This is a genomic window from Virgibacillus ihumii, assembly GCF_902726655.1.
In the GTDB taxonomy this organism is placed as follows: domain Bacteria; phylum Bacillota; class Bacilli; order Bacillales; family Amphibacillaceae; genus Lentibacillus; species Lentibacillus ihumii.
Window position 1 is genome coordinate 1,255,740 of record NZ_CACVAN010000001.1, and the last position, 23,836, is coordinate 1,279,575.

At 41.0% G+C, this 23,836-nt stretch carries 26 protein-coding genes; 7 read left to right on the forward strand and 19 right to left on the reverse strand.

What is annotated here, in order from left to right:
* Positions 1 to 84 precede the first annotated feature (84 nt).
* The 3 genes from HUX68_RS06290 to dnaE all read right to left on the reverse strand — a co-directional run bounded on the left by HUX68_RS06290 (position 85) and on the right by dnaE (position 5,577).
* Positions 85 to 723 (reverse strand): FadR/GntR family transcriptional regulator, encoded by a 639-nt coding sequence (locus HUX68_RS06290; RefSeq protein WP_343033615.1) that lies wholly within the window; start codon positions 721 to 723, stop codon positions 85 to 87.
* A 27-nt stretch (positions 724 to 750) separates the two neighbouring features.
* Entirely contained in the window at positions 751 to 1,956 is a 1,206-nt protein-coding gene (ystJ, locus tag HUX68_RS06295) for an NADP-dependent malic enzyme (protein ID WP_174616362.1), read from the reverse strand.
* A 258-nt stretch (positions 1,957 to 2,214) separates the two neighbouring features.
* On the reverse strand, positions 2,215 to 5,577 hold the full coding sequence (gene dnaE, locus HUX68_RS06300) for a DNA polymerase III subunit alpha (protein ID WP_174614028.1): 3,363 nt from the start codon (positions 5,575 to 5,577) through the stop codon (positions 2,215 to 2,217).
* A 237-nt stretch (positions 5,578 to 5,814) separates the two neighbouring features.
* On the opposite strand from dnaE, the gene ytrH reads away from it, so the two are divergent.
* The 3 genes from ytrH (at position 5,815) to HUX68_RS06315 (ending at position 7,002) form a co-directional block, all read left to right on the forward strand.
* A complete protein-coding gene (ytrH, locus tag HUX68_RS06305) occupies positions 5,815 to 6,147 on the forward strand; it encodes a sporulation membrane protein YtrH (protein WP_174614029.1) in 333 nt (110 codons plus the stop codon).
* Positions 6,147 to 6,656 carry a sporulation membrane protein YtrI gene (ytrI, locus tag HUX68_RS06310; RefSeq protein ID WP_174614030.1) on the forward strand — a complete coding sequence of 170 codons (510 nt, stop codon included), beginning with the start codon at positions 6,147 to 6,149 and terminating at the stop codon, positions 6,654 to 6,656. Before ytrH ends, ytrI begins: the two co-directional genes overlap by 1 nt.
* 148 nt (positions 6,657 to 6,804) lie before the next feature.
* Positions 6,805 to 7,002 carry a YtzJ family protein gene (locus tag HUX68_RS06315; protein ID WP_174614031.1) on the forward strand — a complete coding sequence of 66 codons (198 nt, stop codon included), beginning with the start codon at positions 6,805 to 6,807 and terminating at the stop codon, positions 7,000 to 7,002.
* Positions 7,003 to 7,053: 51 nt separating this feature from the next.
* Here the strand turns inward: HUX68_RS06315 and HUX68_RS06320 are convergent, their stop codons facing one another.
* The gene (locus HUX68_RS06320) at positions 7,054 to 8,001 is read right to left on the reverse strand and encodes a DHH family phosphoesterase (protein WP_174614032.1); all 948 of its coding nucleotides are present in this window, start codon (positions 7,999 to 8,001) and stop codon (positions 7,054 to 7,056) included.
* Positions 8,002 to 8,183: 182 nt separating this feature from the next.
* On the opposite strand from HUX68_RS06320, the gene HUX68_RS06325 reads away from it, so the two are divergent.
* Positions 8,184 to 8,489, forward strand: a complete 306-nt coding sequence (locus HUX68_RS06325) for a YtpI family protein (protein ID WP_174614033.1) — start codon at positions 8,184 to 8,186, stop codon at positions 8,487 to 8,489.
* Positions 8,490 to 8,538: 49 nt separating this feature from the next.
* Here the strand turns inward: HUX68_RS06325 and HUX68_RS06330 are convergent, their stop codons facing one another.
* The 5 genes from HUX68_RS06330 to HUX68_RS06350 form a co-directional block, all read right to left on the reverse strand.
* Complete coding sequence (locus HUX68_RS06330; RefSeq protein WP_174614034.1) at positions 8,539 to 9,846, reverse strand: DRTGG domain-containing protein; 1,308 nt, start codon at positions 9,844 to 9,846, stop codon at positions 8,539 to 8,541.
* A gap of 79 nt (positions 9,847 to 9,925) precedes the next feature.
* A complete protein-coding gene (locus HUX68_RS06335; RefSeq protein ID WP_174614035.1) occupies positions 9,926 to 10,147 on the reverse strand; it encodes a hypothetical protein in 222 nt (73 codons plus the stop codon).
* Between the two features lie 231 nt (positions 10,148 to 10,378).
* On the reverse strand, positions 10,379 to 11,131 hold the full coding sequence (locus HUX68_RS06340; protein ID WP_174614036.1) for a prepilin peptidase: 753 nt from the start codon (positions 11,129 to 11,131) through the stop codon (positions 10,379 to 10,381).
* A gap of 220 nt (positions 11,132 to 11,351) precedes the next feature.
* Entirely contained in the window at positions 11,352 to 12,032 is a 681-nt protein-coding gene (locus tag HUX68_RS06345; RefSeq protein WP_174614037.1) for a metal-dependent hydrolase, read from the reverse strand.
* A gap of 152 nt (positions 12,033 to 12,184) precedes the next feature.
* Complete coding sequence (locus tag HUX68_RS06350; protein WP_174614038.1) at positions 12,185 to 12,856, reverse strand: PspA/IM30 family protein; 672 nt, start codon at positions 12,854 to 12,856, stop codon at positions 12,185 to 12,187.
* Positions 12,857 to 13,096: 240 nt separating this feature from the next.
* On the opposite strand from HUX68_RS06350, the gene HUX68_RS06355 reads away from it, so the two are divergent.
* A complete protein-coding gene (locus tag HUX68_RS06355; RefSeq protein WP_174614039.1) occupies positions 13,097 to 14,194 on the forward strand; it encodes a M24 family metallopeptidase in 1,098 nt (365 codons plus the stop codon).
* Between the two features lie 271 nt (positions 14,195 to 14,465).
* Here the strand turns inward: HUX68_RS06355 and HUX68_RS06360 are convergent, their stop codons facing one another.
* Both HUX68_RS06360 and HUX68_RS06365 read right to left on the reverse strand, forming a co-directional pair.
* On the reverse strand, positions 14,466 to 15,224 hold the full coding sequence (locus HUX68_RS06360; RefSeq protein ID WP_174614040.1) for an SDR family oxidoreductase: 759 nt from the start codon (positions 15,222 to 15,224) through the stop codon (positions 14,466 to 14,468).
* Between the two features lie 136 nt (positions 15,225 to 15,360).
* The gene (locus tag HUX68_RS06365) at positions 15,361 to 15,513 is read right to left on the reverse strand and encodes a hypothetical protein (RefSeq protein ID WP_174612718.1); all 153 of its coding nucleotides are present in this window, start codon (positions 15,511 to 15,513) and stop codon (positions 15,361 to 15,363) included.
* 130 nt (positions 15,514 to 15,643) lie between these two features.
* Between HUX68_RS06365 and HUX68_RS06370 the strand changes: the two genes are divergently transcribed.
* Positions 15,644 to 16,078, forward strand: a complete 435-nt coding sequence (locus tag HUX68_RS06370; protein WP_174614041.1) for a universal stress protein — start codon at positions 15,644 to 15,646, stop codon at positions 16,076 to 16,078.
* A gap of 26 nt (positions 16,079 to 16,104) precedes the next feature.
* Here the strand turns inward: HUX68_RS06370 and HUX68_RS06375 are convergent, their stop codons facing one another.
* From HUX68_RS06375 to HUX68_RS06400, 6 genes are all read right to left on the reverse strand, one after another.
* Positions 16,105 to 16,617: a MogA/MoaB family molybdenum cofactor biosynthesis protein gene (locus HUX68_RS06375; RefSeq protein ID WP_174614042.1), complete on the reverse strand. Its 513-nt coding sequence runs from the start codon at positions 16,615 to 16,617 to the stop codon at positions 16,105 to 16,107.
* A gap of 1 nt (position 16,618) precedes the next feature.
* Positions 16,619 to 17,815, reverse strand: coding sequence for an acetate kinase (locus tag HUX68_RS06380; protein ID WP_174614043.1), 1,197 nt, complete (start codon positions 17,813 to 17,815; stop codon positions 16,619 to 16,621).
* A 17-nt stretch (positions 17,816 to 17,832) separates the two neighbouring features.
* Positions 17,833 to 18,825, reverse strand: a complete 993-nt coding sequence (locus HUX68_RS06385) for a class I SAM-dependent methyltransferase (RefSeq protein WP_174614044.1) — start codon at positions 18,823 to 18,825, stop codon at positions 17,833 to 17,835.
* 113 nt (positions 18,826 to 18,938) lie between these two features.
* Positions 18,939 to 19,439, reverse strand: a complete 501-nt coding sequence (gene tpx / locus HUX68_RS06390; RefSeq protein ID WP_174614045.1) for a thiol peroxidase — start codon at positions 19,437 to 19,439, stop codon at positions 18,939 to 18,941.
* Positions 19,440 to 19,542: 103 nt separating this feature from the next.
* Positions 19,543 to 20,073, reverse strand: coding sequence for a GerW family sporulation protein (gene ytfJ / locus HUX68_RS06395; protein ID WP_174614046.1), 531 nt, complete (start codon positions 20,071 to 20,073; stop codon positions 19,543 to 19,545).
* 12 nt (positions 20,074 to 20,085) lie between these two features.
* Entirely contained in the window at positions 20,086 to 20,475 is a 390-nt protein-coding gene (locus HUX68_RS06400; protein WP_174614047.1) for a DUF2953 domain-containing protein, read from the reverse strand.
* A 307-nt stretch (positions 20,476 to 20,782) separates the two neighbouring features.
* On the opposite strand from HUX68_RS06400, the gene HUX68_RS06405 reads away from it, so the two are divergent.
* The gene (locus HUX68_RS06405) at positions 20,783 to 21,583 is read left to right on the forward strand and encodes an NAD kinase (RefSeq protein WP_174614048.1); all 801 of its coding nucleotides are present in this window, start codon (positions 20,783 to 20,785) and stop codon (positions 21,581 to 21,583) included.
* Between the two features lie 329 nt (positions 21,584 to 21,912).
* Here the strand turns inward: HUX68_RS06405 and HUX68_RS06410 are convergent, their stop codons facing one another.
* Positions 21,913 to 23,517, reverse strand: coding sequence for an amidohydrolase (locus HUX68_RS06410; RefSeq protein WP_174614049.1), 1,605 nt, complete (start codon positions 23,515 to 23,517; stop codon positions 21,913 to 21,915).
* A gap of 113 nt (positions 23,518 to 23,630) precedes the next feature.
* Positions 23,631 to 23,831: an alpha/beta-type small acid-soluble spore protein gene (locus HUX68_RS06415; RefSeq protein ID WP_174614050.1), complete on the reverse strand. Its 201-nt coding sequence runs from the start codon at positions 23,829 to 23,831 to the stop codon at positions 23,631 to 23,633.
* Positions 23,832 to 23,836 lie beyond the last annotated feature (5 nt).

Below are 23,836 nucleotides of genomic sequence, written 5' to 3' on the forward strand. Positions count from 1 at the left end.
TAACAAAACCAGACATAACCGATACGATTCTTCAGTTCTAATCTGTTCTTCATCCACTATAACGGATGAAACCTGAAAAAGGTGTCAGTTTACGTCGTCACTATCCATTATTTTTGCATTGAATAATTCTTCAATCGAATCAATATCATTGCTTTCGTACAAATCCAGCAAATTTATATAAAACCCTTCTTCATAATAAACCGCATTAACCGAACCTGAAAAGTCATCCACTAAATACCATATTTTGCCAAGCAGCTCATTGCCGGTTTGTTCGCTTAAGTATTGAAAAAAAGTTTTATGTTTGTCGGCAGCCGTTTGACTGGTGTTTTCAAGATAGGACCGGAGAACATCCAAGTTCTTCCTGTCCAGATAATGATCGGCAAGCTTGGCAATTTCTTTTTCCAGCAGTCTTTTCGTGGAAGCCAGGTCTTTTTTAATGGTGCTGCCCTGTAATATAAAAGAGGATAACAATTCGACAGTCTGGTAAGGAGTGTACGCACTCAAAAAGGTGCCTTCACCATGCCTGGTCTCTAACAGTCCCAAGAGTTCCATAGCACGTAAAGCTTCACGCACAGAAGATCTGCCTGCATGAAGCTTTTCAGATAAATCACGTTCAGAAGGAAGTTTGTCACCGGGTCCCAGATTGTTAGTGTCGATGAACCTGCGAATTTCCTGCAGTACACCCTGATATACCTTTTGCTTTGGGGACATGGACACAGCCATGATTCACTCCTTTAAAATCAAATTTTATTATTCATCAATTCGTGTCAATACCCTTGTTTTTTCGGCAACTTCTTCCGGATCAACATGAATTCTTGCAACACCTGATTCCATCGCAGCTTTTGCCACACTGGAAGCCACTAATGGCGCTACCCTTGGATCAAATGGCGCCGGAATGACATAGTCTGTACTTAGTTCATTTTCCGGGATTAACGATGCAATCCCCTCGGCGGCAGCAACTTTCATTTTCTCATTAATGCGTGTTGCCCGCACGTCTAATGCACCACGGAATATCCCCGGAAAAGCAAGTACGTTATTCACCTGATTCGGAAAATCAGACCTGCCTGTCCCAATTACCTTTGCACCAGCTGCCTTTGCATCCTCAGGCATTATTTCCGGATCTGGATTGGCCATTGCAAAAATAATCGGATCATCTTTCATCTTTTTCACCATGTCCTGTGTCAGGAGCCCACCTACTGATACACCGATAAATACATCCGCATCTTCCAGTACTTCTTCAAGGTTACCCTCTTTATGGTCCTTATTGGTCATCTTGGCAACTTGTTCTTTCACGTCATTCATGCCGTATGGTCTGTTTTCATATATCGCGCCTTTGGAATCGCACATAATCATCTCACGTACACCAAAACTGTACAACAATTTCATAATCGCAATTCCGGCAGCACCTGCACCATTTGCAACAACTTTTATATCAGAAAAAGACTTCCCGGTTAATTTCAGTGCATTAATCAAACCTGCCACAGTTACAATTGCTGTACCATGTTGATCATCATGAAATATTGGGATGTTGGTTTCTTTTTTTAAACGCTCCTCAATAATAAAACAATTCGGTGCAGCAATGTCTTCCAGATTGATTCCGCCAAATGTAGGCTCCATTAATTTGACTGTACGTACAATATCTTCAATATCATTGGACGAAAGGCAAATCGGAAATGCATCCACACCCGCAAAACTTTTGAAAAGGACTGCTTTACCTTCCATAACAGGCAGCGATGCTTCAGCGCCAATATTTCCCAGGCCAAGAACTGCGGAACCATCACTGACAACCCCGACCATATTGCCCTTCATTGTATAATCATACACAGCTTCAGTATGATCGTGTATTTCTTTACATGGTTCGGCCACACCAGGAGAATATGCCAAACTTAAATCTTTTGCATTGCGGACAGTCACCTTGGGCTCTGTAGACAATTTACCTTTATTCATTTTATGCATATGTAATGCTTCGTTTCTTAAATCTGACACGAATTTCACTCCTTCATGTTATAAAAAATGCTCGAAAAACCCGGCATTTACCTTTAACTGTCGCGGATGCCGCTGTTTTCTTAAATGGTTATCTTGACATTCCATAAATCCTTCAAGTGTAAAATCCTATCATACAAAAAATATAAATCATTTTTCAGTGGTCTGACCACTTAACTATTTTATTATAACAGATGGTATATTTGTGTAAAGCGGAAAAGAAATATGTGTTTAATCACGAACACATTTGAGTACAACATTATCAGCACCAAAATGATTCCGGAATAATTCCATACATGAATCAGAAGGCGCGATTAAATATTGCATGCTAAGCTTATATGTCTGTTCCATTGGCTGATGATACACGATAATCGGAGTATCCCCCTTGTGTTCAGAAGCGATTTGTTTAATAGCTGAAAATGCATCGCTGTTATTTTGATCGGTGACCTTAATGAATAACCGCTGATTTTGATCTATATCCCAATCTTCCTTTTTAAAAAATTCCAATTTGGACATCAGCCATTGAATCTTATTATTTCTGGCTTCAATCTTCCCCAAAAATGTAACTATTTGTTCTTCAGCCAGCCAGGGATTAACTTCCCGGTAGACATCAGGAAAAATAACACCCTCCATTTCTTCTGTTTCATCCCCAACGGTAACAAACGCCATCGATTCCCCTCGTTTTGTCCGGATAACTTTGATAGACTGAATAATTCCCGCACTTTTCACATTTCGTTTACCCGCCATTTGCAGAGCTGTTTCCATAGATACATAACCATGAAAGTCTAATGTACTACGGTAGGGTTTCAAAGGATGACTGGATATATAAACTCCAAGCAACTCCTTCTCATCAGACAGTTTTTTCATTTGTGTAAAATCTTCCATATCGATATATGATGCTTCCAGATCAAGCCCGTCCTGAAAAAGACTGGACTGATCAGTAAATTCCTTGAACAGTTCCCCCTGTTCCATAGCACGGTCAATCGAAGCCAATAAACTTGCCCGGTTTCCATGGATGTCATCAAACGCACCTGCCATGATTAACGATTCCAGTACAGGACGATTGATGACTTTCAATGAAACTCGCATACCTAAATCAAACAAACTGTTAAACTGGCCATCTTTTCGAACTCTGATGATTTCCTTCACGACATTATTTCCAATCCCTTTGATGGACATAAATCCCATTCGAATCCCATCATGTTCCACCGAATATTTTCCAAAACTTCTGTTGATGGATGGAGGGAGCAATTGAATATCCATTTCTTTCAATTCCATCCTGTACAATTGCAGCTTATCCTGCTGATTGACTGCCGAGCTCAACAGTTCTGCAAAAAAACTTTTAGGATAGTGTGCCTTTAAGTATGCCAACTGGTAGGAAATTTTACTGTAGGCAACTGCATGGCTTTTGTTAAATCCGTAATTCGAAAACTTTACAATCCATTGAAAAATTTCTTCCGCAACATGACGATGATAACCATTTTCCAGACAGCCTGCAGTAAACCTCTCCTTCAGTTCTTCCATCAGATGCTGCTGTTTCTTGCTGACAGCTCTTCGTAATATATCCGCTTCTCCCAGGGTGAATCCCGCGATTTTATTAGCAATCTGCATAATTTGTTCCTGATAAACAAGCACTCCATACGTTTTTCCTAAAATAGACTCCAGATCAGGATGCGGATATGTAATGTGTTGACGACCATGCTTCCGGTCGATGTATTCCGGAATATGTTCCATTGGACCGGGACGATATAGGGCATTTACCGCAACTATATCTTCAAAAACAGTGGGTTTAAGGTTTTTCAGAACACGTTTCATCCCCTGTGACTCAAGCTGGAATATCCCGTTCGTTCTGCCTTCCTGCAGCAATTCATACGTCTTCGCGTCATCATTCGGTATATCCATAAGATTAAATGTTTGTTTTGTTTGATACGAAATTGTTTTCATTATTCGTTCCAACAGTGTTAGATTACGCAACCCAAGAAAGTCCATTTTAAGTAATCCGATTGCTTCCAGGTCGTTCATCGGAAACTGAGTCAAGTTCGTTTGATTGACTCCTAGAGTCAACGGAACATTCTCAACCAGTGGTTTGTCACTTATAACAACCCCGGCTGCATGTGTGGAAATATGGCGCGGTAATCCTTCCAGTTTGGCAGCCACTTTAAACAATGCCTTCAATTTTTGAGATTGTTTCAGGTATTCCTGCAAATCTTTCGAGTCCCTGACAAGTTCCACAACCGATTTTCTTGCCTGTGAAGGAATCTCTTTCAAAATAAAGTATGCTTCCTGCTGATCAATTCCAATTGTTTTGATTAACTCCCGAATTAATGATCTGACAGCAAACGTACCGAACGTGATAATTTGTGCCACATATTCTTCTCCGTATTTCTCCCGCACATACGAGATAACCTCATCTCTTCTGTGATCGGAAAAATCCACATCAATATCCGGCATTGTTATTCGTTCAGGGTTCAAAAACCGTTCGAACAATAAATCATACCGAATCGGGTCCACTTCCGTTATTCCAAGCACATACGCTACCAGTGAACCGGCCGCAGACCCACGGCCGGGGCCGACCAGAATGTTGTTTTCCTTTGCATAAGCAATGAAATCCCAAACAATCAGGAAATAATCGCTGAATCCCATTGACTGAACGATATCTAATTCATATTTGAGGCGTTCCTCAATTTCGACTGTTACCTTATCATACCTTTTGAATAGATTCGTCCGGCACATATCAAGCAAATATGTATGTGCATCACGATTATCAGGGACAGGATAAGCGGGGATTGTGTTTTTGTCAAAATCAAAACTGACATTACATTTCTTCTTGATTTCCTCCGTACTTTCCAGCGCTTCTGGCCAATCGGCACCAAAGATTTGCTGCATTTCGTCAGTCGCACGAATATGCCGTTGCTTCATGCTCGAATCCGGATTACGAAGCACCCACCCCCTGCCTTTCTTCATCGCCTGCAGACAGTCATAGGCAATATCATCATCCACGTTGATATATCGTACGTCATTAATGACTGTCACAGATGAGCCATATAATTCCTGATATGATTTTAGTGCGGTATTCACCCTTCGTTCCGATTCAAGCCCATGATCCTGAAGTCCGAGATAAAAATCATCCTCAGGAAACATTTCCCACTCCTTTTCCAGGTAGTTCTTTACTGTGTCATGTGTTTCATTGATCATCATTGTCTCCAGTTTCCCACCCATTACGGGCAGGATACAGATCAACCCCCCGGTATACCGTGCAAGTTCCGATTTAGAAATGGACTCCGTCTCGGTGAGCCGGATGTGTGTACTGATTTTTGTCAGATGTTTGTAACCCTGATTATTTTTTGCAAGCAAAATACATGTCGCTGCATTATCTTCGGAAATTCGCACCGTTACCGTCATACCGATAATAGGTTTAATCCCTTTTGCCAGACAAGCTTGATAAAATTGGATGGTTCCGTATAAAACCTGTTCGTCAGTAATTGCCACTGCATCCATTTCCAGTTCGGCTATTTTATCAACCAGCTTGTTTACGGTTATGGTGCTGTTCATTAAACTGTAGCCAGTCCGAATCTGCAGATGTGTAAAAGACATAAGCTATCCAACCTCTTCTCTGCTTATTATTATAGCTAATCAGATGAAACACTGCATTCATTTTAATCCAGATTAGAAATCTTGGCTTATCACCAAGGTTTTAATAACGAAAGTTGCACTTATGTGATCAGAACGTTAGTTAAACTTTCTAAACTGCCAAGGTTGTATCGTGCATCATAACATATCCTGTCCAAATTTCTCATAGAATGATATCAGCAACAATAAGGGGCGGTATAAATGGAAGAAAGATTTGTCGCACAGTTTATCCATTGTTTTTTTATTGCATTTGGCGTGATTATTGGCGGTGCTATCATTGGAAGTATGGGTTCTTTCGCTACGGGGGATGCGCCATTCACCTCGATGAACCGGATTGCAAAAAGCCTGCGTATTTGGGCCATCGTTGCAGCAATCGGGGGGACCTTTGATGCCATCGCAAATTTTGAACGGGGTATTTATGATGGGTCCACACTTGATTTATTTAAACAGATTATGCTTATTTTATCAGCAATGGGCGGTGTTAAAACAGCCATGGTACTGTTGGGCTGGCTCATTCAGGAGGATATCGGGTAATGCACATTCCTCCATACTATAAAAAACCGTCATGGCAGCGTTTTTTTGCGGGTGCGTTTATTGGTGCGTGTATTGCCTATTTTATCTTTGTGTACATGCATGGATTTATGTATGAACAGTTGATGAGCGAAAATAAGGATTTACAAGACAAAGTTTCAGAACTGAAAAATCAAAATGAAGCATTGCTGGAGGATAAACAGGACCTGGATAAAAAAACAAAGGAACCCTTAACAGTTACTTCCATTGAAATAACTATTGAAAACAAGGACGAGCTGAAGCTAGATAAATTAATTATACATGATTTACAGAACTTGATGAAAGAGGAAATTGATCATATTATCGGGCAAAAGGTCTCGGTCATTGACGAAAGTGCCCAGCTGCTGATTTCATCATTGGAAAATAAAGAATATACGGTGGATGAATTAACGTATGTCTTTACGATAAAAAAATTAACCATTAGTAAAACATTAAAAATCACCGCTGAAGCCAAAATCGGTGACTCAGCATAATTGTTTTTGAATTTGACTGTGAACATTCGATGAACATCACCCTGATATTGTGGTAAAAATGAAAAAATTTATCTATAATATAATTATACAGAATAACATTTCAGCAGAAACTTTCATAGAATAAATTTAATTGAAAGGAGCTGGTTAAATGCAAATCATCAATAAAAGACGGATACGCGATGAAAAGATTGCACAATTACTTAGTGGAAAAACAGCATATGCTGAGACTCAGGAAATGATTCGGCTGATAACACGCTCAATTGAACGAAATAACATAAATGTACACTTGGACAATACAACTTCAGGCTGCTGGTTTATTCCGATGGATGAAAAAAAGAGCAGTTAAACAACGTGCTAATTTCCGCTCATGGAAATTAGCACTTTTGTTCACAAGAAATTAATTTGAATAAGCAATACATGCTTCCTGCAGATCATCAACCACATTGTCCGCTTCTTCCCAGGTTTTTACCGATGCACCAGCGGCCATTGGATGTCCTCCACCATTATACTTCGCAGCAATATCATTAACCACCGGACCTTTTGACCGGAGCCTGACACGAATCTGATCATCTTCCTCAATAAAAAACACCCAAGCCTGAATACCCTCGATATCCCCCAGGACGCCAATAAGCTGACCTGAATCAGCCGGATCCACGTTAAACTCCTCGAGTTCTTCGCGAGTTAGCCTGATTGAACTCATCCCGGATTCTGACAGCTCAAAATGCTGCAATATGTACCCGCGCAGTCTGGCAATATTGTCCTGAATGTTGTATATTCCCTCATAAAGCCTTGATCGATCAAAATCATATGTAACAAGCTCTGCTGCATGCTGGAATGTTTTTTTGGATGTACTTGGAAATAAAAATCTTCCAGTATCACCAACGATACCAGCATAAATAAGCATTGCAGCCCTGTCATTCAACTGAAAGCCATCATCTTTTGCATATAAATACAAATCATAAATCAATTCACAAGTTGAGCTTGCTGACGTATCAACCCACATTATTTCGCCGTATTTATCCACATTCGGATGATGGTCGATTTTGATGAGATCTGCTCCTAGATTATAACGCTGATCACAGATACGGGCGGCATTTGCAGTATCACAAACGATAACCAGTGCATGGTGATACATTTCGTCCTCAATATCATCCATCTTTGCCAAAAAATTTAATGATGGTTCTTCCTCGCCCACTGCAAAGACTTTCTTGTGAGGGAATGAATCGCTTATGATCTCTTTCAACCCAACCTGGGATCCATACGCGTCAGGATCCGGTCGTACATGACGATGAATGATAATCGTGTCATATTTTTTGATTGCGGAAATTATTTTATCTGGTATCATTGGTATGCTCCTAACTTTTTCACAAATTTATGGAATAATCGTCTGGCAAAACAGCTGTAAACAAGCTACAATATAAAGTGAAACATCCAACAGTGAAAGTTGTTCTTTGATTGTCAGTTGAGCAAAACGTTTCTGACTGTTGCTGTGAGATACATATTGATTATTATACAGGAGTAGATTATATGATTATTTTTCCTATCCTGATTACCCTGTCCGCCGTTTTCTGGGTATACTATAAGGTTGCTATCATAAAGACGCAGGACGGATTAAAACAACGGTACTTTAATGCGAAGTCACGGGTAAGTCTTGGAAGCTTTCTTATCTTTTTTGCCATTAATGAATACCTGTTCTACCAAACCCAAATTGCATTATGGATTGGATTGGTATTTTTGGTTTTCGGTGTTGTACAGCTGAATGCCGGGTTGAAGGAAACGAAGCATTACCGAAAAGAATGGAAACGATTGAATCCAACAGAAGCTGACCAATAACCGGTCAGCTTTTTCATAACAATTTCTTTTAACGATAAGCAAAGCCATTCTAACGGTCAATCAGTTGTGCCATCAACAACCCTTTCCCAACCATTTTCCGTCCGTTATATACCTCTATATCAATTTTGGCATAAATCCGGCCCGCTTCCATTAGCGTCGGTTTAATTAGCATTATACTCTCAATCGGCACCGGCTTCAGGAAGTAAACGGTTAAACTTTCGACCACCAGATCACCCTTCTTATAATAGAGCAAAAGTCTGCTGCTGGCCTCGGTCATGAGCGCCGTAAACACACCGTTAGACAGCGTCCCCAACTGATTTGTCATTTGCGGGGTCACCTGTACCTGAAAGCTTGTTTCATCATTCCCGGCAGTCTGCAGATTACGTGACACAATATCCTCGATCGTTTCCCCAACTTGCGGCTGACGCTGAACCTGTTGCAGCGCCTTCAAAACATCCTGCCTTGAGACAATACCCTGCAGTTTTTGTGAAGCATCCACAACCGGCACAACCTCAATACCTTCCCATACCATCATATGGGCAACATATGCCAGGGAGGTTTTTTCCTGCACAACGATCGGATTTTTAGTCATAACCTTGTCAACCGGTAATGATTCATCCTTTCCGATTACGTCTTTTGAGGTAATCATCCCTATGATCCGTTCTTTTTCATCAACAACGGGAAATCTGGTATGTTCCGATTGCTCATTCAATTCATACCAGCGGTGCAGCCGTTCCTTCGTATACATATAGAATGATTTATCATACGGGGTATAGATATCTCCCACAAATACGATTTCCTTTTTGATCAGCTGGTCATAGATCGCCCGGTTGATCATTGCTGCAACTGTAAATGTATCATAACTGGTTGACATTATCGGCAGTTCTTTATCATCAGCAAGTTTTTTAATTTCATCCGTTGCATCAAACCCACCGGTGATCAAAACAGCCGCCCCTTCGCTGAGCGCCAGTTGATGTGCTTTCACCCGGTTTCCGACAATCAGGAGTGAGCCTGCCTCGGTATAACGCATCATCGCATCCAGCTGCATGGCACCAATTACAAATTTATTCAGGGTCTTATGAAGTCCTTTGCGCCCGCCTAGCACTTGTCCATCTACAATATTGATTACTTCAGCAAATGTCAGACGCTCAAAATTTTCCTTTTTCTTACGCTCAATCCGGATTGTTCCAACACGTTCGATCGTACTGACAATCCCCTGGTTTTCCGCTTCTTTTATGGCACGATAGGCTGTACCTTCACTTACATTTAACGCTTTTGCAATCTGCCGGACAGATATTTTATGTCCAATCTCCAATGTTAAAATATGCTGCAAAATCTGTTCATGTTTTGTGGCCATTTCCGCTCACCGACTTTCAACTGTACTAGTCTTTTATTTGTTTATTTATTATACAGTTGATACAGAAAAAACTCAATGTTTAAGCGTTTTGTCGCTGTTTCATTTTCCGCTGTTCCATAGCCGGTGGACTGGTCATCTGCAATAGTGTAGCAAAATTCGAACCAATTGTCAGAAGCAGAAATACGAGCCATGACCCCCAAAAAATAGCCTCCAGCTGTGTTTCCGCCCCTGGTATCAATGGCCATGCAAAATATAACAGAAAACCTGCCAGCAATAACCGCAGTATTGCATAATTCCGCACAAATAGTGCCCCCATTTCTGTTTTGATTGACTGTTACAATAGATCTTGCTCTGTATAACTTTGATGTAAAACAGCCTCTTATTAAAGTATGAGGACAAATTTAAATTCAGACCGGAAATACTTATTTTGTCCACTTCAAGTGTATGTTCGAAAAGGTGGAAAAAACGAAACGCTTGTGGCGGAACATGGAAGTTTGGTTTGTTATTTTTTAACGGACTTTTGACCGGCATATTAAACAAAAGTGAAGTACCATACAATGATTTCATTTCCATAAAAATACGCAAGCAATGCCCCAACGATTATATATGGTCCAAACGGTACTTCCTGTTTCCGTCCAACAATTTTAAACAGCAGCAATATCCCGCCGAAAAGCGCCCCTATAAGCGTCGCCAAAAAAAAGGCAAGCAGTACTTTTTCAGTTCCAAGCACAATACCCAAAAGACCGAACAATTTCATATCACCGCCACCCATTCCACCTCTGCTGACAATAATAATGACGGCAAGCAGCACTAAAGCAGTCAGCCCGCCTGCAACGGCATCCCACCATGGATTAAGCGGTTGAAAAATCCTCAATACAATAAAAATTGGCAGGAAAAAAAGCAGAATACGGTTTGGAATCAACATATAATGAAGATCTGAAACAAAAATAATCATCAGCATCGACACCAGTGTCAACGCAACAATCAGTTCGATATTCAGACCGATTTTTTTGTAACTGAATACAAAGAAAAATCCTGTCGCCAATTCAACCGCCGGATAAATAACTGAAATCCGTTGTTGACAATGACGGCATTTCCCACGCAGAAAAACATAAGATAATACCGGAATAAGATCGTACCACCAAATCGTTTGACGGCATGTTGGACAATAAGAGCGATCGGCAACAAAAGGTCTCTTTTTTGGCACCCGAAGTCCAGCCACATTAAAAAAAGAGCCGAATATAATTCCGAGCAAAAAGAAAAGCAGCATAAATTCAAATTCCATAGCCAAAGCTCCTTCATTTTTTCAATCCTAACAACCCTTATTATAGCACTGCATTCTTGTTTTGGATAACTTTGGTTTTGAAATTCATGATTAACGCGGGAAAACTAGCAGTAATAAAAAATGACTACCAAATGAACGTACATTTTGATAGCCACCTTAATGTTTGTATCGATACAGAATTCATTACTGTATAATCCGGTTTTTGAATCTAGACATTCTTTTAAAGATCAATTGTGTCCCCTATCTTCATGGCAAGCCCTTTTCCAGTCTTAACTTTTGCGGCAAAAACATCTGGATTCTGTTCAATTAAAGGGAACGTGTTGTAATGCATCGGTACAACTGTGTTTGCCTGAACCCAGTCTGCTGCAACAAGTGCATCTTCCGGCCCCATCGTAAAATTATCACCGATTGGCAGAAAAGCGAGCTCAATATTGTTCATTTCCCCTATCAGCTTCAAATCACTGAACAGCGCAGTGTCACCCGCATGATAAATTGTTTTTCCTTCAACCGTCAGCAATATCCCTGAAGGCATTCCGGCATAAATAACGTTGCCATCTTCTTCGGTATAGGAAGAACCATGAAATGCCTGGGTTAATTTCACTTTCCCAAAATCAAACTCATGTGCACCACCGATGTGCATTGGGTGTGTATTCAGTCCTTTTCCGCCAAAGTATTCTGCAAGTTCATTTGGCGCCACAACCAATGCGTCATTTCGTTTGGCAATATCAAATGTGTCACCAACATGATCGTTGTGACCATGAGTCAGCAGAATAACATCAGCCTTAACCGAATCCGCATTCAAATCACACTGCTCATTCCCCGAAATAAACGGGTCGATTAAAATAGTATGTTCATTCGTTTCAACTCGTACGACAGATTGTCCATGGAAAGATACTTTCATTTTAACCGCTCCTTCTGTAATAATTATAGCTTCATTAATCTATTCTATAAAAAACTCACTTTTTCCTCTACCCGTTTACGATTTATTTTATTCATCATTCAGCTAAATTAAAACAGACACCCGTTCCAATGGCATCTGTTCCAATTGCCGGACTATTCCTTACCCAGCTTCTTCTTCAGCGTTGATAATTCCCCGTCAACCGCCTTATTTTTATCGATCTTGTTAAATTCGTCATCCAGGCTTCTGCTGTCAGATGAAATATCTTCACTCGTTTCCGCCTCTGCCTCATACTGCATCACTTTTTCTTCCATCCGCTCGAATCCCCGTTTAGAGTCATCATTCCCGATAGAAGACATCGCATGGTTCATTTTTGTTCGTGCTTTCGCTGATTCGGCACGTGCTGTCAGCGTGTCTTTTTTAAGTTTCATTTCCTGATATTCTTTCTTCATTTCATCCAGTTTACTTTTCAGCTGTTCCGAATCTTCTTTTGCCCGGTTCCATGATTCATTTAACGTGGATGCCTGTTTATCATATTCGCCCTTGCCTTCCAGTGCACGACGTGCCAATTCATCGTCACCTGTTTCAACTGCCTGTTCCGCCTGACGCTGCCGTTTGTCAGCCATGGCCTGCGCGTCATCAGCTTTTCGCTTCAGCATTTTTTCATTTGCCATCTGCCTTGCTACAGCCGTTTCCATTTCGCGGATTTCTTCTCCCATTTCACGCATATATTGTTCAAGCATTTTCACAGGGTCCTCTGCTTTATCCAACATAGCATTCAATTCAGAACCAACTACAGTTGACAGCCGTTTAAAAAGTTTAAACATCCTGCTCCTCCTTTTAATTTAACCATTCAGTTTCCGTATTCCCACCTCATCTTCATAACAGAAATACGAATTAATGAGGAAAAAGTTTCATCAAATTACTTTGTTCGGAAGTCTTATTGGAAGTGCTGAATTATAACTGAATTTCGCCCGATAAGTTCTTTCGGCGTGACCACTGCTGACTGTTATAACCTGTTCCCAGTCTGTTATAATGAAATCATTCTTGAAAAAAGAGGTGCTTTTATGTCAGACAGACTGGATACATTATTAAACGAAATGAAGAAAAACGATTTGGAAAGTATGCTCGTTACATCGGCTGCAAATTTTTATTACTTAAGCAACTATTATACGGACCCGCATGAGCGTGTGATTGTAACATATGTAAGCAAACACCAGGACCCTGTACTCATGGTTCCTTCCATGGAAAAAGAGGACGCCAAAAATGCCGGGTGGGAATATGAAATCATCGCCTATCAGGATCATGAAGCTCCTTGGCAGCTTTTGCTGGATTATTTAACACGTAATGACAGTATTCCTGCGACAATTGGACTGGAGTTTAACAGCTTGTCGATTGAACGATTCAACCAGATCAAAGAAATCTTTCCGAAAGCAGCATTTTCGGACGCTCAGGAAATTCTTGCCAATATGCGAGTGTTGAAAAACGAACAGGAATACAAATTGCTGAAAGAGGCCGCTTCCCTCGCTGATTTCGGTGTGGAAACGGGGGTCAAAGCGATCCATGAAGGTGCAACCGAACTTGGTATTATTGCAAAAATTGAATATGAACTTAAAAAACAGGGAGTTCAAGGAATGTCTTTCTCCACGATGGCGCTGTCAGGTACCAAAACCGCATCACCGCATGGAACACCTTCCATGAAGACCATTGAAAAAGGGGATCTTGTACTGTTTGACCTTGGTGTTGTTTTTGGAGGGTATTGTTCAGATACAACGAGAACCGTTGCATATAAATCCATTACTCCGGAACAGGAAAATATATATAACACGGTACTGTCTGCTGAGAAGAAAGCGATTGACACCTCAGTATATGGTACACCTGTAGGAAAAGTTGACTTGGCCGCACGCAATCATATCGTGCAGGCAGGCTATGGTGACTTTTTTACCCATCGGATTGGACACGGCCTTGGCATCGAAACACACGAATACCCATCAATGCACAGCAAAAACGAACTTCCGCTTAAAACCGGAATGAGCTATACTATCGAGCCTGGAATATATGTACCGGGAACAGGCGGTGTACGGATTGAAGATATGGTTTTCATGACCGAGTACGGCGCAGAAACACTGACAAAATTTCCAAAAGAACTGCAAATCATCGATTAGAAAAACCTTACTGATACTTTCTGACGTTATTAAAAAAGAGGCTGGGACAAAAGTGTTTTAAAGAAAATTCGAATTAAATGGTGAATTCAACCGCTCCGGAAATATACTTCGCTTTCCGCGGGCGGCTGTTGAGCCCTCCTCGTGCTTACGCACTGCGGGGTCTCATCTAGGCCTGTCCTCCCGCAGGAGTCTACGCATATTTCCTCCGCTAAAGTAGAGTATCGTTCGTCTTTTCTTATACACGTATTTGTTTTGTCCCAGCCCCTTTTATTTAGCGATAACGATGGATTACGTCCAGTCCTCCGGTGACCTCAAAAACAGCACCGGTAATCATGTCTGAGTTGTCCTCACATAGATACATGATAGTGCGGGCTATATCTTCGCCGGTTCCGGACCTGCCTATCGGCGTCTTATCATCAAATGTTTTTCTGCTTTCCTCAATGCCTGCTTCTTTCATATCTCCTACAATGTTTCCCGGGCACACCATATTGGATGTAATCTGATTTTCCGCTTCTTCAAAAGCGACTGTCTTCGTAAGTGAAACGAGTCCGCTCTTGGCAGCTGCAAATGCTGAGCGATATGGCCATCCTGAGGCATTATTGGCACCCTGAAAACCATAATTAATTATTCTTCCAAAACTCTGCTTCCGCATATGGGGAACTGTCTGTCGCAGTAAATAAAACACGGCGTTCAAATTACCTTCGATCATTTCATGCCACTCATTTTCTGTATAATCCATCAATTTTTTCCGATCAAAAACAAATGGTCCGGCGTTATTAATTAAATAATCGATTCCACCGAATTTTGAAACCGCACCGTCCACCAGTTTTTTTATGTCATCTTTTTTTGTGATATCAGCTTGTTCAATATGCAAATGATGGCTGAATTCTGCCAGGTTTTCTCTTGCTGTTTTAGCCTTTTCATAATTTTGAAAGTATGTAGTGGTAACAGAATGACCTGCTTTCAGAAACTCCTCGATTACCTTCCTTCCGAGACCTGAAGTTCCAGCAGTTACTAGTGCATGCCCCATGGCAATACCCCCTCTTCCTAAATACCTGTCATGATTGAAATTATATCATAATATACTAAGAACAACAGTCAAAGAGCCTGACTGACATTCGATGAAAAGAATCCACCCCTTTAAATAAGGGATGGACTTCAAATAGTTATTTTTTTTGATTATTGAAGGTGTGAATGTTTCTGTTATTCGAAAGATTCTCTTTATCTTCAATAACACCACTCTGGTAACTCTCCAGCAACTGGTTTTGTACAGCTGCAATACCTTTTTTATCTTCAAACAGTTTGTCTTTTCGAGCCAAAATCATCACCTCCAGTTATAGTATGTGCATTCATTCAGCATAATACTGAAGGTAGCTGTTTCCATATCTTATAAATTCGATTAAACTGTTCATAAAAGGGGTATTGTTTATTATAAAGGAGGCGAAAGTAATGGATTTTGAATATAAGGATATTGTTGTTGCAGTAGACGGATCACAAGCTTCCGAAAATGCCTTTAAAAAATCTCTGGACATTGTAAAACGTAATGATGCACGCCTGATTCTTGCACATGTGGTCGATTCACGGACTTTTGCAACTGCTGAAGCATATGACAGGACATTAGCTGAACGAGCGGATAAGTACGCTAAAGAGTTGCTCGATAGTTATGTGGAAAACGCGCATGAAGCAAATGTTACAAATATTGTACGCTGTGTGGAGTATGGTTCGCCAAAAGTAAAAATTGCCAAAGATATTGCCGTGAACTTTGGTGCCGATTTAATTATTTGCGGGGCAACGGGTATGGGGGCTGTTGAACGATTCCTGATTGGAAGTGTTTCCGAAAGCATAACACGGTATGCCAGTTGTGACGTACTTGTTGTAAGATAATGACGCCTGTTTGCTGAAAACAGGCGTCAGATTATATCTTTTGCTATTTCTTTTACAACATGTGAAATTTCAGGCAAAATCAGTTTATTCATAGCGAGCCGTACTGCACCGGATGATCCAGGGATGGCAAAAACTGCTGTATGATTAATTACCCCGGCGGCTGCCCTTGATAACAGTGCAGCCGAACCTATATCCTCATAGTAACTGAGCATGCGAAATAATTCGCCAAAGCCGGTTATTTCTTTGTCAAATAGCGGGCTGACCGTTTCAATCGTCACATCGCGGCCGGCGATTCCTGTACCGCCGTTTGTAATGACGACATCAATTTCAGGTTTGCTGCATCCAGCTCTAACCATTTCATTTATTGATGATGCCTCATCATGAGTGATTTTTTTAAGTTCAACGTGATGACCCGCGCCTTCCAAAAGTTCTGCAATGAGATTTCCGCTTTTGTCTGTTTTTTCAGTACGCGTATCACTGATGGTTACAATCATGAATCTTACAACCAATTCGTTCCGTTTGTGATCATAAACCGACATCCTAATGCCCCCCTGTACTTGTCAGTTGAACTGTATCCCTTGCAATCATTATTTCTTCATTCGTTGGAATTACCAGAACTTTCACAGGTGAATGCGGATAATTGATAAATGTCTCTTCACCTCGGGTTTTGTTTAATTCAGGGTTCCAGTATACACCCATAAACTCCAGTCCGGTCAGCACTTTTTCCCGGACAACATCACTGTTTTCACCGACCCCTGCAGTGAAAATAATTGCGTCAACACCGGACATGCGGGCTGCATAGGACCCAAGATATTTATGAATACGAGCAGCAAATACTTCCAAAGCCAGTTCAGCCCGCTCATTCGTTCCCGTCTGTTGTTCGATGTCACGCAAGTCACTGGAAAATCCGGACAATGCCAGCATTCCACTTTTTTTATTGAGCACATGCATGACCTCATCAGCGGATTGTCCAGTCTCTTCCATGATATAGGGTATCAGAGCAGGATCGATATTACCCGAACGAGTCCCCATGGTGACTCCTGCAAGCGGGGTGAATCCCATTGAAGTATCAATCGATTTGCCTTTATCGATGGCGGCTATACTGGCCCCATTACCCAAATGACACGTAATCAGCCGTAATTGATCAACCGGAATCCCCATCATTTCAGATGCACGCTGTGATACATATTTATGGGAAGTACCGTGGAACCCGTATTTTCGGATACCGTATTTTTTATAGTATTCATAAGGCAAACTGTATAGGTATGATTTTTCGGGCATGGTCTGATGAAAGGCTGTATCAAATACTGCCACCATTGGCACATTCGGCAATAATTCTCTGAAAGCCATTACACCAGTCAAATTGGCCGGGTTATGAAGCGGTGCCAGCTTGGAAACTTCCTCAATTTCGCGGATAACATCATCGGTAATGATAACCGAATCAGTAAAACGCTCCCCGCCATGAACAATCCGATGTCCTATCGCACTGACGTCATCCAAGGACTGGATTACCCCTGACGTTTCCAACCTTTCCAAAAGCCATTTTACAGCCACCTCATGGTTTGGTATATCCATTTCTACGCTGTCTTTTTTCCCGTCAATTGTGATCGAAAATATGGAATTCGCAAGTCCAATCCGTTCAAATATGCCCTTCGCAAGTACCTTTTCATCCGGCATTTGAATCAATTGATATTTTAATGAGGAACTCCCGGCATTGATTGCCAATACATTATCCAATGCTGCTCAACTCCCTCTTAGTCCTGATTTGTCATATTCTCAGAAAACCACGCATTAATTTGTGCCAGGATATCATTCATCGCATCTGTATTATTAAATGAAGGCAGGTTTGCCAGCAGCGGTTGTTTAGGCGCTGTTATCCCTTCACCATTCTTTTGCAGGATCAGAATGCTTTTTGTATTTTTTTCTGACTTAAATGCACTTTCCGGTAACTTGATGACACCAACAATATGTGCATATTCATGAATAAACGCATAGAGCTTATCTGACTGATCACTGTCAAACAGGAAGTCAGGAATGACAAAAATTAAATAACCGCCCTCTTTGGTGTAATTCATACTTTGCTCGATAAATAAATGATGAGAATATGAGTGTCCCTGGTCTGCTTCCAATTCATAGTTATTCGCACGCATATCATCCGGATAATAACCTACCGGAATATCGGCAACAATTAAATCAACCGGGTCCAATAAGAATGGCCGCAAACTGTCCTGGTGAAAAAACTCCACCTCTTTCTTTTGCAGATTAGCATTTAACACTGCCAGTTCAATTAACGTCGGATCAACTTCACTAGCATACACACTGCTGACATTGTTAAGATGCTCCAACACAATCGTCAGTAAATTCCCGGTACCGCCGGCAGGGTCGAACACACGCAAATTTTCCTGACTTTTTGTCAGCTTTTCCGCTAAGTAACCGGTAAACAATGCTACCGTTTCCGGCGTCATTAAATGCTGTTGCTGGGTAGAACCTTTCATTCCTTTCAAAATAGCCAGCTGGACCGCTTTGCGTACTTCTGTGTTCAAGTATGATTCTAATTCAACTGCCTGTAATTTGTCAGTTAATTTCTGTGAAAGTTCATCACCCGTGTCTTCCGGAACATCCCGATAAAAAAGCGTGTTTAATGTACCTGCCAAACAATCCAAGTAAGGAACATTTTCATACTGCTGTATTAATTCCGTCGTTTGATCAATCCATTCAAATAAATTTTCAACGTTCGTTTTTTCCATATTGCACATCCTCTGCTTTCGACTACCTAGAGTGTATCAAAACACCCGGCCCAATGTACAAAAATCTCTCCTGCCGTGGAAAATGCAGGAGAGATTGAATTCAATGTATTGGATTATTCAGCATCTTTAGCTGCCTGGATAGCTTTCTCGAAATCAGGTAATTCCGTTACTTCACTGACATATTCAGCATATTTAACGGTGTTGGATGAGTCCACCACAAAGACTGCCCGTGCCAACAATCGTAACTCTTTAATCAGAACTCCGTATTTTTCACCGAAATCAGCATCCCGATGGTCGGATAGGGTGTCCAGATTCTTCACCCCATTTGCAGCACACCAGCGTCCCTGTGCAAACGGCAAATCCATGCTGATGGTCAGTACATGCGTATTATCCAGTTTATCCGCTTCTTCATTAAAACGTTTGGTTTCATCAGAACAGACACCTGTATCAACGGACGGTACTGCTGCGATCAGTTTAACTTTATCTTTATAATCATCCAACGAAACTTCTTGAAGGTCGTTTGACAGAACCTTAAAATCCGGTGCCTTATCCCCTGCAGAAATTTCATTACCTAAAAGTGTGACAGGTTCTTGTTGGAATGTAACATTTGCCATATGAATCATTCCTCCTACTAAATTTTGTCTACACTTTTATTATGCGTTTACTCATAGCAATTGTCTATTCATAACCGTTGTAAAAATAGGACGATTTTGTGAACTATATATCATAATCAGTTTGCTGTGAATTTTCTCCGCTGCCTTGATTGTTTTTCTTTTCGCTATCCTGATTGTTCTCCTTATTGTTCTCCTTATCCTGTTTTTTCTGTTGCTGGCCACCTTTTTTATTCTTATTTGACTGAGCGGACTCCTTTATAATCTGCTGAATCTTTTCCACCGCCTGTGGTGCGAAATTAATCATTTTTTCATACAAATGCACATTTTCATCCATATGAATCATTTTGATCCCTTTTTGACTGACAATCAAAAAAGCTACCGGTGTAATGGAAACCCCACCGCCGCTTCCTCCACCAAACGGAAGACTATCACCACCTGAATCATCACCCTTACCGCCACCACTAGAAAATTCACTTCCACCGGCAGCAAACCCAAAACCAACTTTTGAAACAGGAACGATGATACTGCCATCAGGAGATTCAACCGGATCCCCAATTATCGTATTAACTTCAATCATATCTTTCAAATTTTCCATTGCAGTGGTCATTAATCCTTGAATCGGATGCTCACTCATGTTGCTCCTCCTTTATATTACCGCTTCTTTTTTAAACGGAATTTTCCGTATCACTTTAAGAAGTGCGTACATAGCTTGCCCTACTCTTATCGAAACAATGCACTCCAATTCGGAGCGAAAACACTTCCTGTTAAAATAAGGAATTACTGAAATGGAAGGTTCACTTTTAAATGTGCTTTTGTTAGCGAAATATCCAGTCAGAAATCCTTTACTCGCCCATATTCCACCTGTTGCCAGGCCGGTACCATCTGCTTTTCCCGTACCAAATTCTGTTTTCCAGTAAAACCGCTGAAACGTAAATCGCTTTAATAAGATCGTTGCTGCGTCACGGTATGCCTTAACTATATGTATCAAATTTCTGCTGGTAGTTTGAAACAACTCAACACTTTGTTCAACTGACATATCAATTGTATCCTGATCAGAAAGATTTACCGTTCTGCTGATGATCCTTATGCGATAAAAATGCACAGCAACAGTAATTTTTTGACAATCCTTTTGAAAAACGGCCTGACAGGTAATAACTATCTTTGAAAACAACACAATAATACAAACCAATAAAATTATGGCAACAATCCACATATGCTCACCTCTAGCAATACTATGCAGCAAAATTTCATTTTTTATCCAATTTGGCTAAATATTAGTGTAAAAAGGTGCAAAATGGTACGATAAAAGAAGGAAATGTACAAGTACGGGAGGAGTAACATTGATGCGTGCAAACCGTAAAAACATTTATATTTATCAGACAGCCGATCATTCGGATGATCAGTTGAATTCCCTGATTACAGAAGCTGAAAAAAATGGATTTACAATCGTCAATAACGCAAAAGATGCGAATATCATTTTGAGTATCGGCGGTGACGGAACATTTCTGCAGGCCGTCCGCAAAACCGGTTTTCGGCAGGATTGTTTATATACAGGACTTACACGATCAAATGAATCAGGTCTCTACTGTGATTTTAATATGGATAACATGGATGAAATGCTGCATACGATGAAGCATGCAGAACTTGAAGTCAGACGCTTTCCGGTAATAAACGTACAAATTAACGGCGAATCTTCTTTTAATTGCCTGAATGAGGTCAGTATCCGTTCAACAATCATTAAGACAATCGTTATTGATGTTTATATTGATGATATGCATTTTGAAACGTTCAGGGGAGACGGTTTGATTGTTGCCACACCAACCGGCAGCACTGGATACAACAAATCAACCGGAGGGTCTGTTATCGATCCGAAACTGCATTGCTTTCAGGTATCTGAACTGGCATCGCTGAATAACAACAGATATCGAACGCTGGGATCACCCTTTTTATTAAATAGTGACCGTGAATTAACACTGAAAATTGTCCAGGACGGGAATGACTATCCCATAATCGGCTTAGACAACGAGGCTTATCCGATCCGTAGTATTCAATCGTTAAACATAACCCTTAGTGACAAAGTCATTAAAACGGTAAAGCTTAAAAACAACTCATTCTGGTCACGTGTGAAACGAACATTTTTATAAGTTGCTTTTAAAATGGATTGGTTTTAAACACAAAATCCATAAATGCGATATAATATGATGTATTACCACCGCTACGGAAATACACGTCGCTTTCCGTGGGCGGCTGATGAGCCTTCTTGCGCTACCGCGCTGCGAAGTCTCATCTAGGCCTCTGCTCCCACAGGAGTCTCCGCGTATTTCCTCCGCTGGTTCTTGTTCTGTTATCCACCGTCGAGGTCAGGAAACTTTACGAGATAATACTATATCGCAGTTTAGTTCAACTGCGAATGATTAGCGTAATTAAACACTTATAAAACTCATAATGCGACATTTAAACCCTTACCGGGCTTTCACAACCGGTAAGGGTTTTTCTCATACACAATATCTCCATCCACTACAGTCATAGCCACTTCCACTTGATCAAGCATTTCAGGGTCCATTTGAAAAATATCATCCTCCAAAATAGTAAAGTCCGCTGTATATCCTTCTTTAATCAGCCCGCGGAAATTCTCTTGGCTTATCGCTTGTGCACTGCCAACGGTATACAGCCGAACTGCTTCGAACACGGAAAGTTTCTGACCCGGTAAATAAACCTTGCCGTCAAAAGATGATTTACGCAAAACTGCCGCCTGGATACCCAGAAGCGGATTGGCTCCCTCGATCGGAGCATCAGACCCTCCTGCACAAATCACACCATTCTCCATCATTGTCTTCCATGCATATGAAAGCTTCAATCGGTCATTTCCGATTCGGCCAATGACCCATGGAAAATCAGATGCTACAAAAGAGGGCTGAATATCTACTATGACAGGTATTTCGGTCAATGTTTTTAATGAACGTTCATTAAGTAACTGACCATGGATTAACCGATCACGCGCACCATTTTGTAACGGATATTTCTTCATAACTGATATGATTTCATCCGCAGCCTGATCTCCAATCGCATGAACCGCAATTGGCAGATCATACTTTCTCGCCTTTTGAACAATATTTTCCAGGTTTTCTCTGCTGTGAATCGCAACACCTGTATTTCCTTCATCATCACTATAATCATTGCTCAGCCAGGCAGTCCGCCCGCCAAGAGCACCATCGGAAAAAAGTTTAACAGCACCTAACTCAACATATGTAGTTCCATCAAGGAATCCCATATTCTCTTCAAGCATGTCATCTAATACTTCATGATGAACCAATAAATGCGCCTTGAACTTTTTCTTTGTTCCGTTAACCGCATGCATAAACGCCTGATACGTTTTATTGAATCCGCCATAATAATTTAAATCTTCACTATGTCCACCAACCAGACCCTTAGCTAAAAGATCGTCGACAGCAATATTAATCACCTGTTGTAAATATTCCTGAGAAACTTCCGGCATTGCCGCTTTGATTAATTCCTGGGCTGTGTCCAAAAAATAACCTGCTGCTTTCCCCTCCTTATCCCGAACGATAATACCACCTTGCGGATTTGGAGTGTCTTCGGCAATTTTGGATAATTGCATCGCCTTTGAATTGGCCAATAATGCATGACGGCAAACTCTTGAAAGTATCATCGGATTATCCGGGGATATATCATCCAATTCAGCTTTTGAAAATATTACCGGATCCTCCCATTGGTTTTCATTCCAGCCTTCACCGACAAGCCATTCGCCATCCGATAAATTAGCAGTCCTATTTTTTAATGCTTCCTTTACCTCTTCAGCAGATATCATCTGGGACAAATCCAGTCTAAGCAATTTTTCTCCATGCTGTATAATATGCATATGGCTATCCACCAAACCGGGAAGCATCATTTTTCCTTTCAGGTTCACTTCATTATCAATCTGGTCAAAGAAATCATGATACAATCGCTCATATGTGCCAACTGCTTTTATAAATTCCCCTTCGGTATAGACTGCTTCTGCTGCGTCCCCTTCATTGTCCATCGTGTAGATTGGACCGCCAAACCAAAGTATGCCCATGTAATCTCCCCCTGGAAGTTCGTATTCTTTATAAAAACCTTACCCATTTATCCAATAAAAATCAAGGGCTGCTCCTAAATTAGGAGCAGCCCAAATCCATGAGTATTTTGTTATTACTGTTGTTGACCGCCAAATTGTTGCTGAGCAGTTTGAACAAGGCGTTTTGTGATTTCACCGCCAACTGAACCATTTGCGCGGGAAGTGTTGTCAGCACTTAGCTGTACACCAAATTCTGATGCGATTTCAGTTTTCATTTGATCCAGTGCCTGTTGTGCACCAGGTACTACCAATTGGTTTGAATTATTGTTTGCCATCTTCA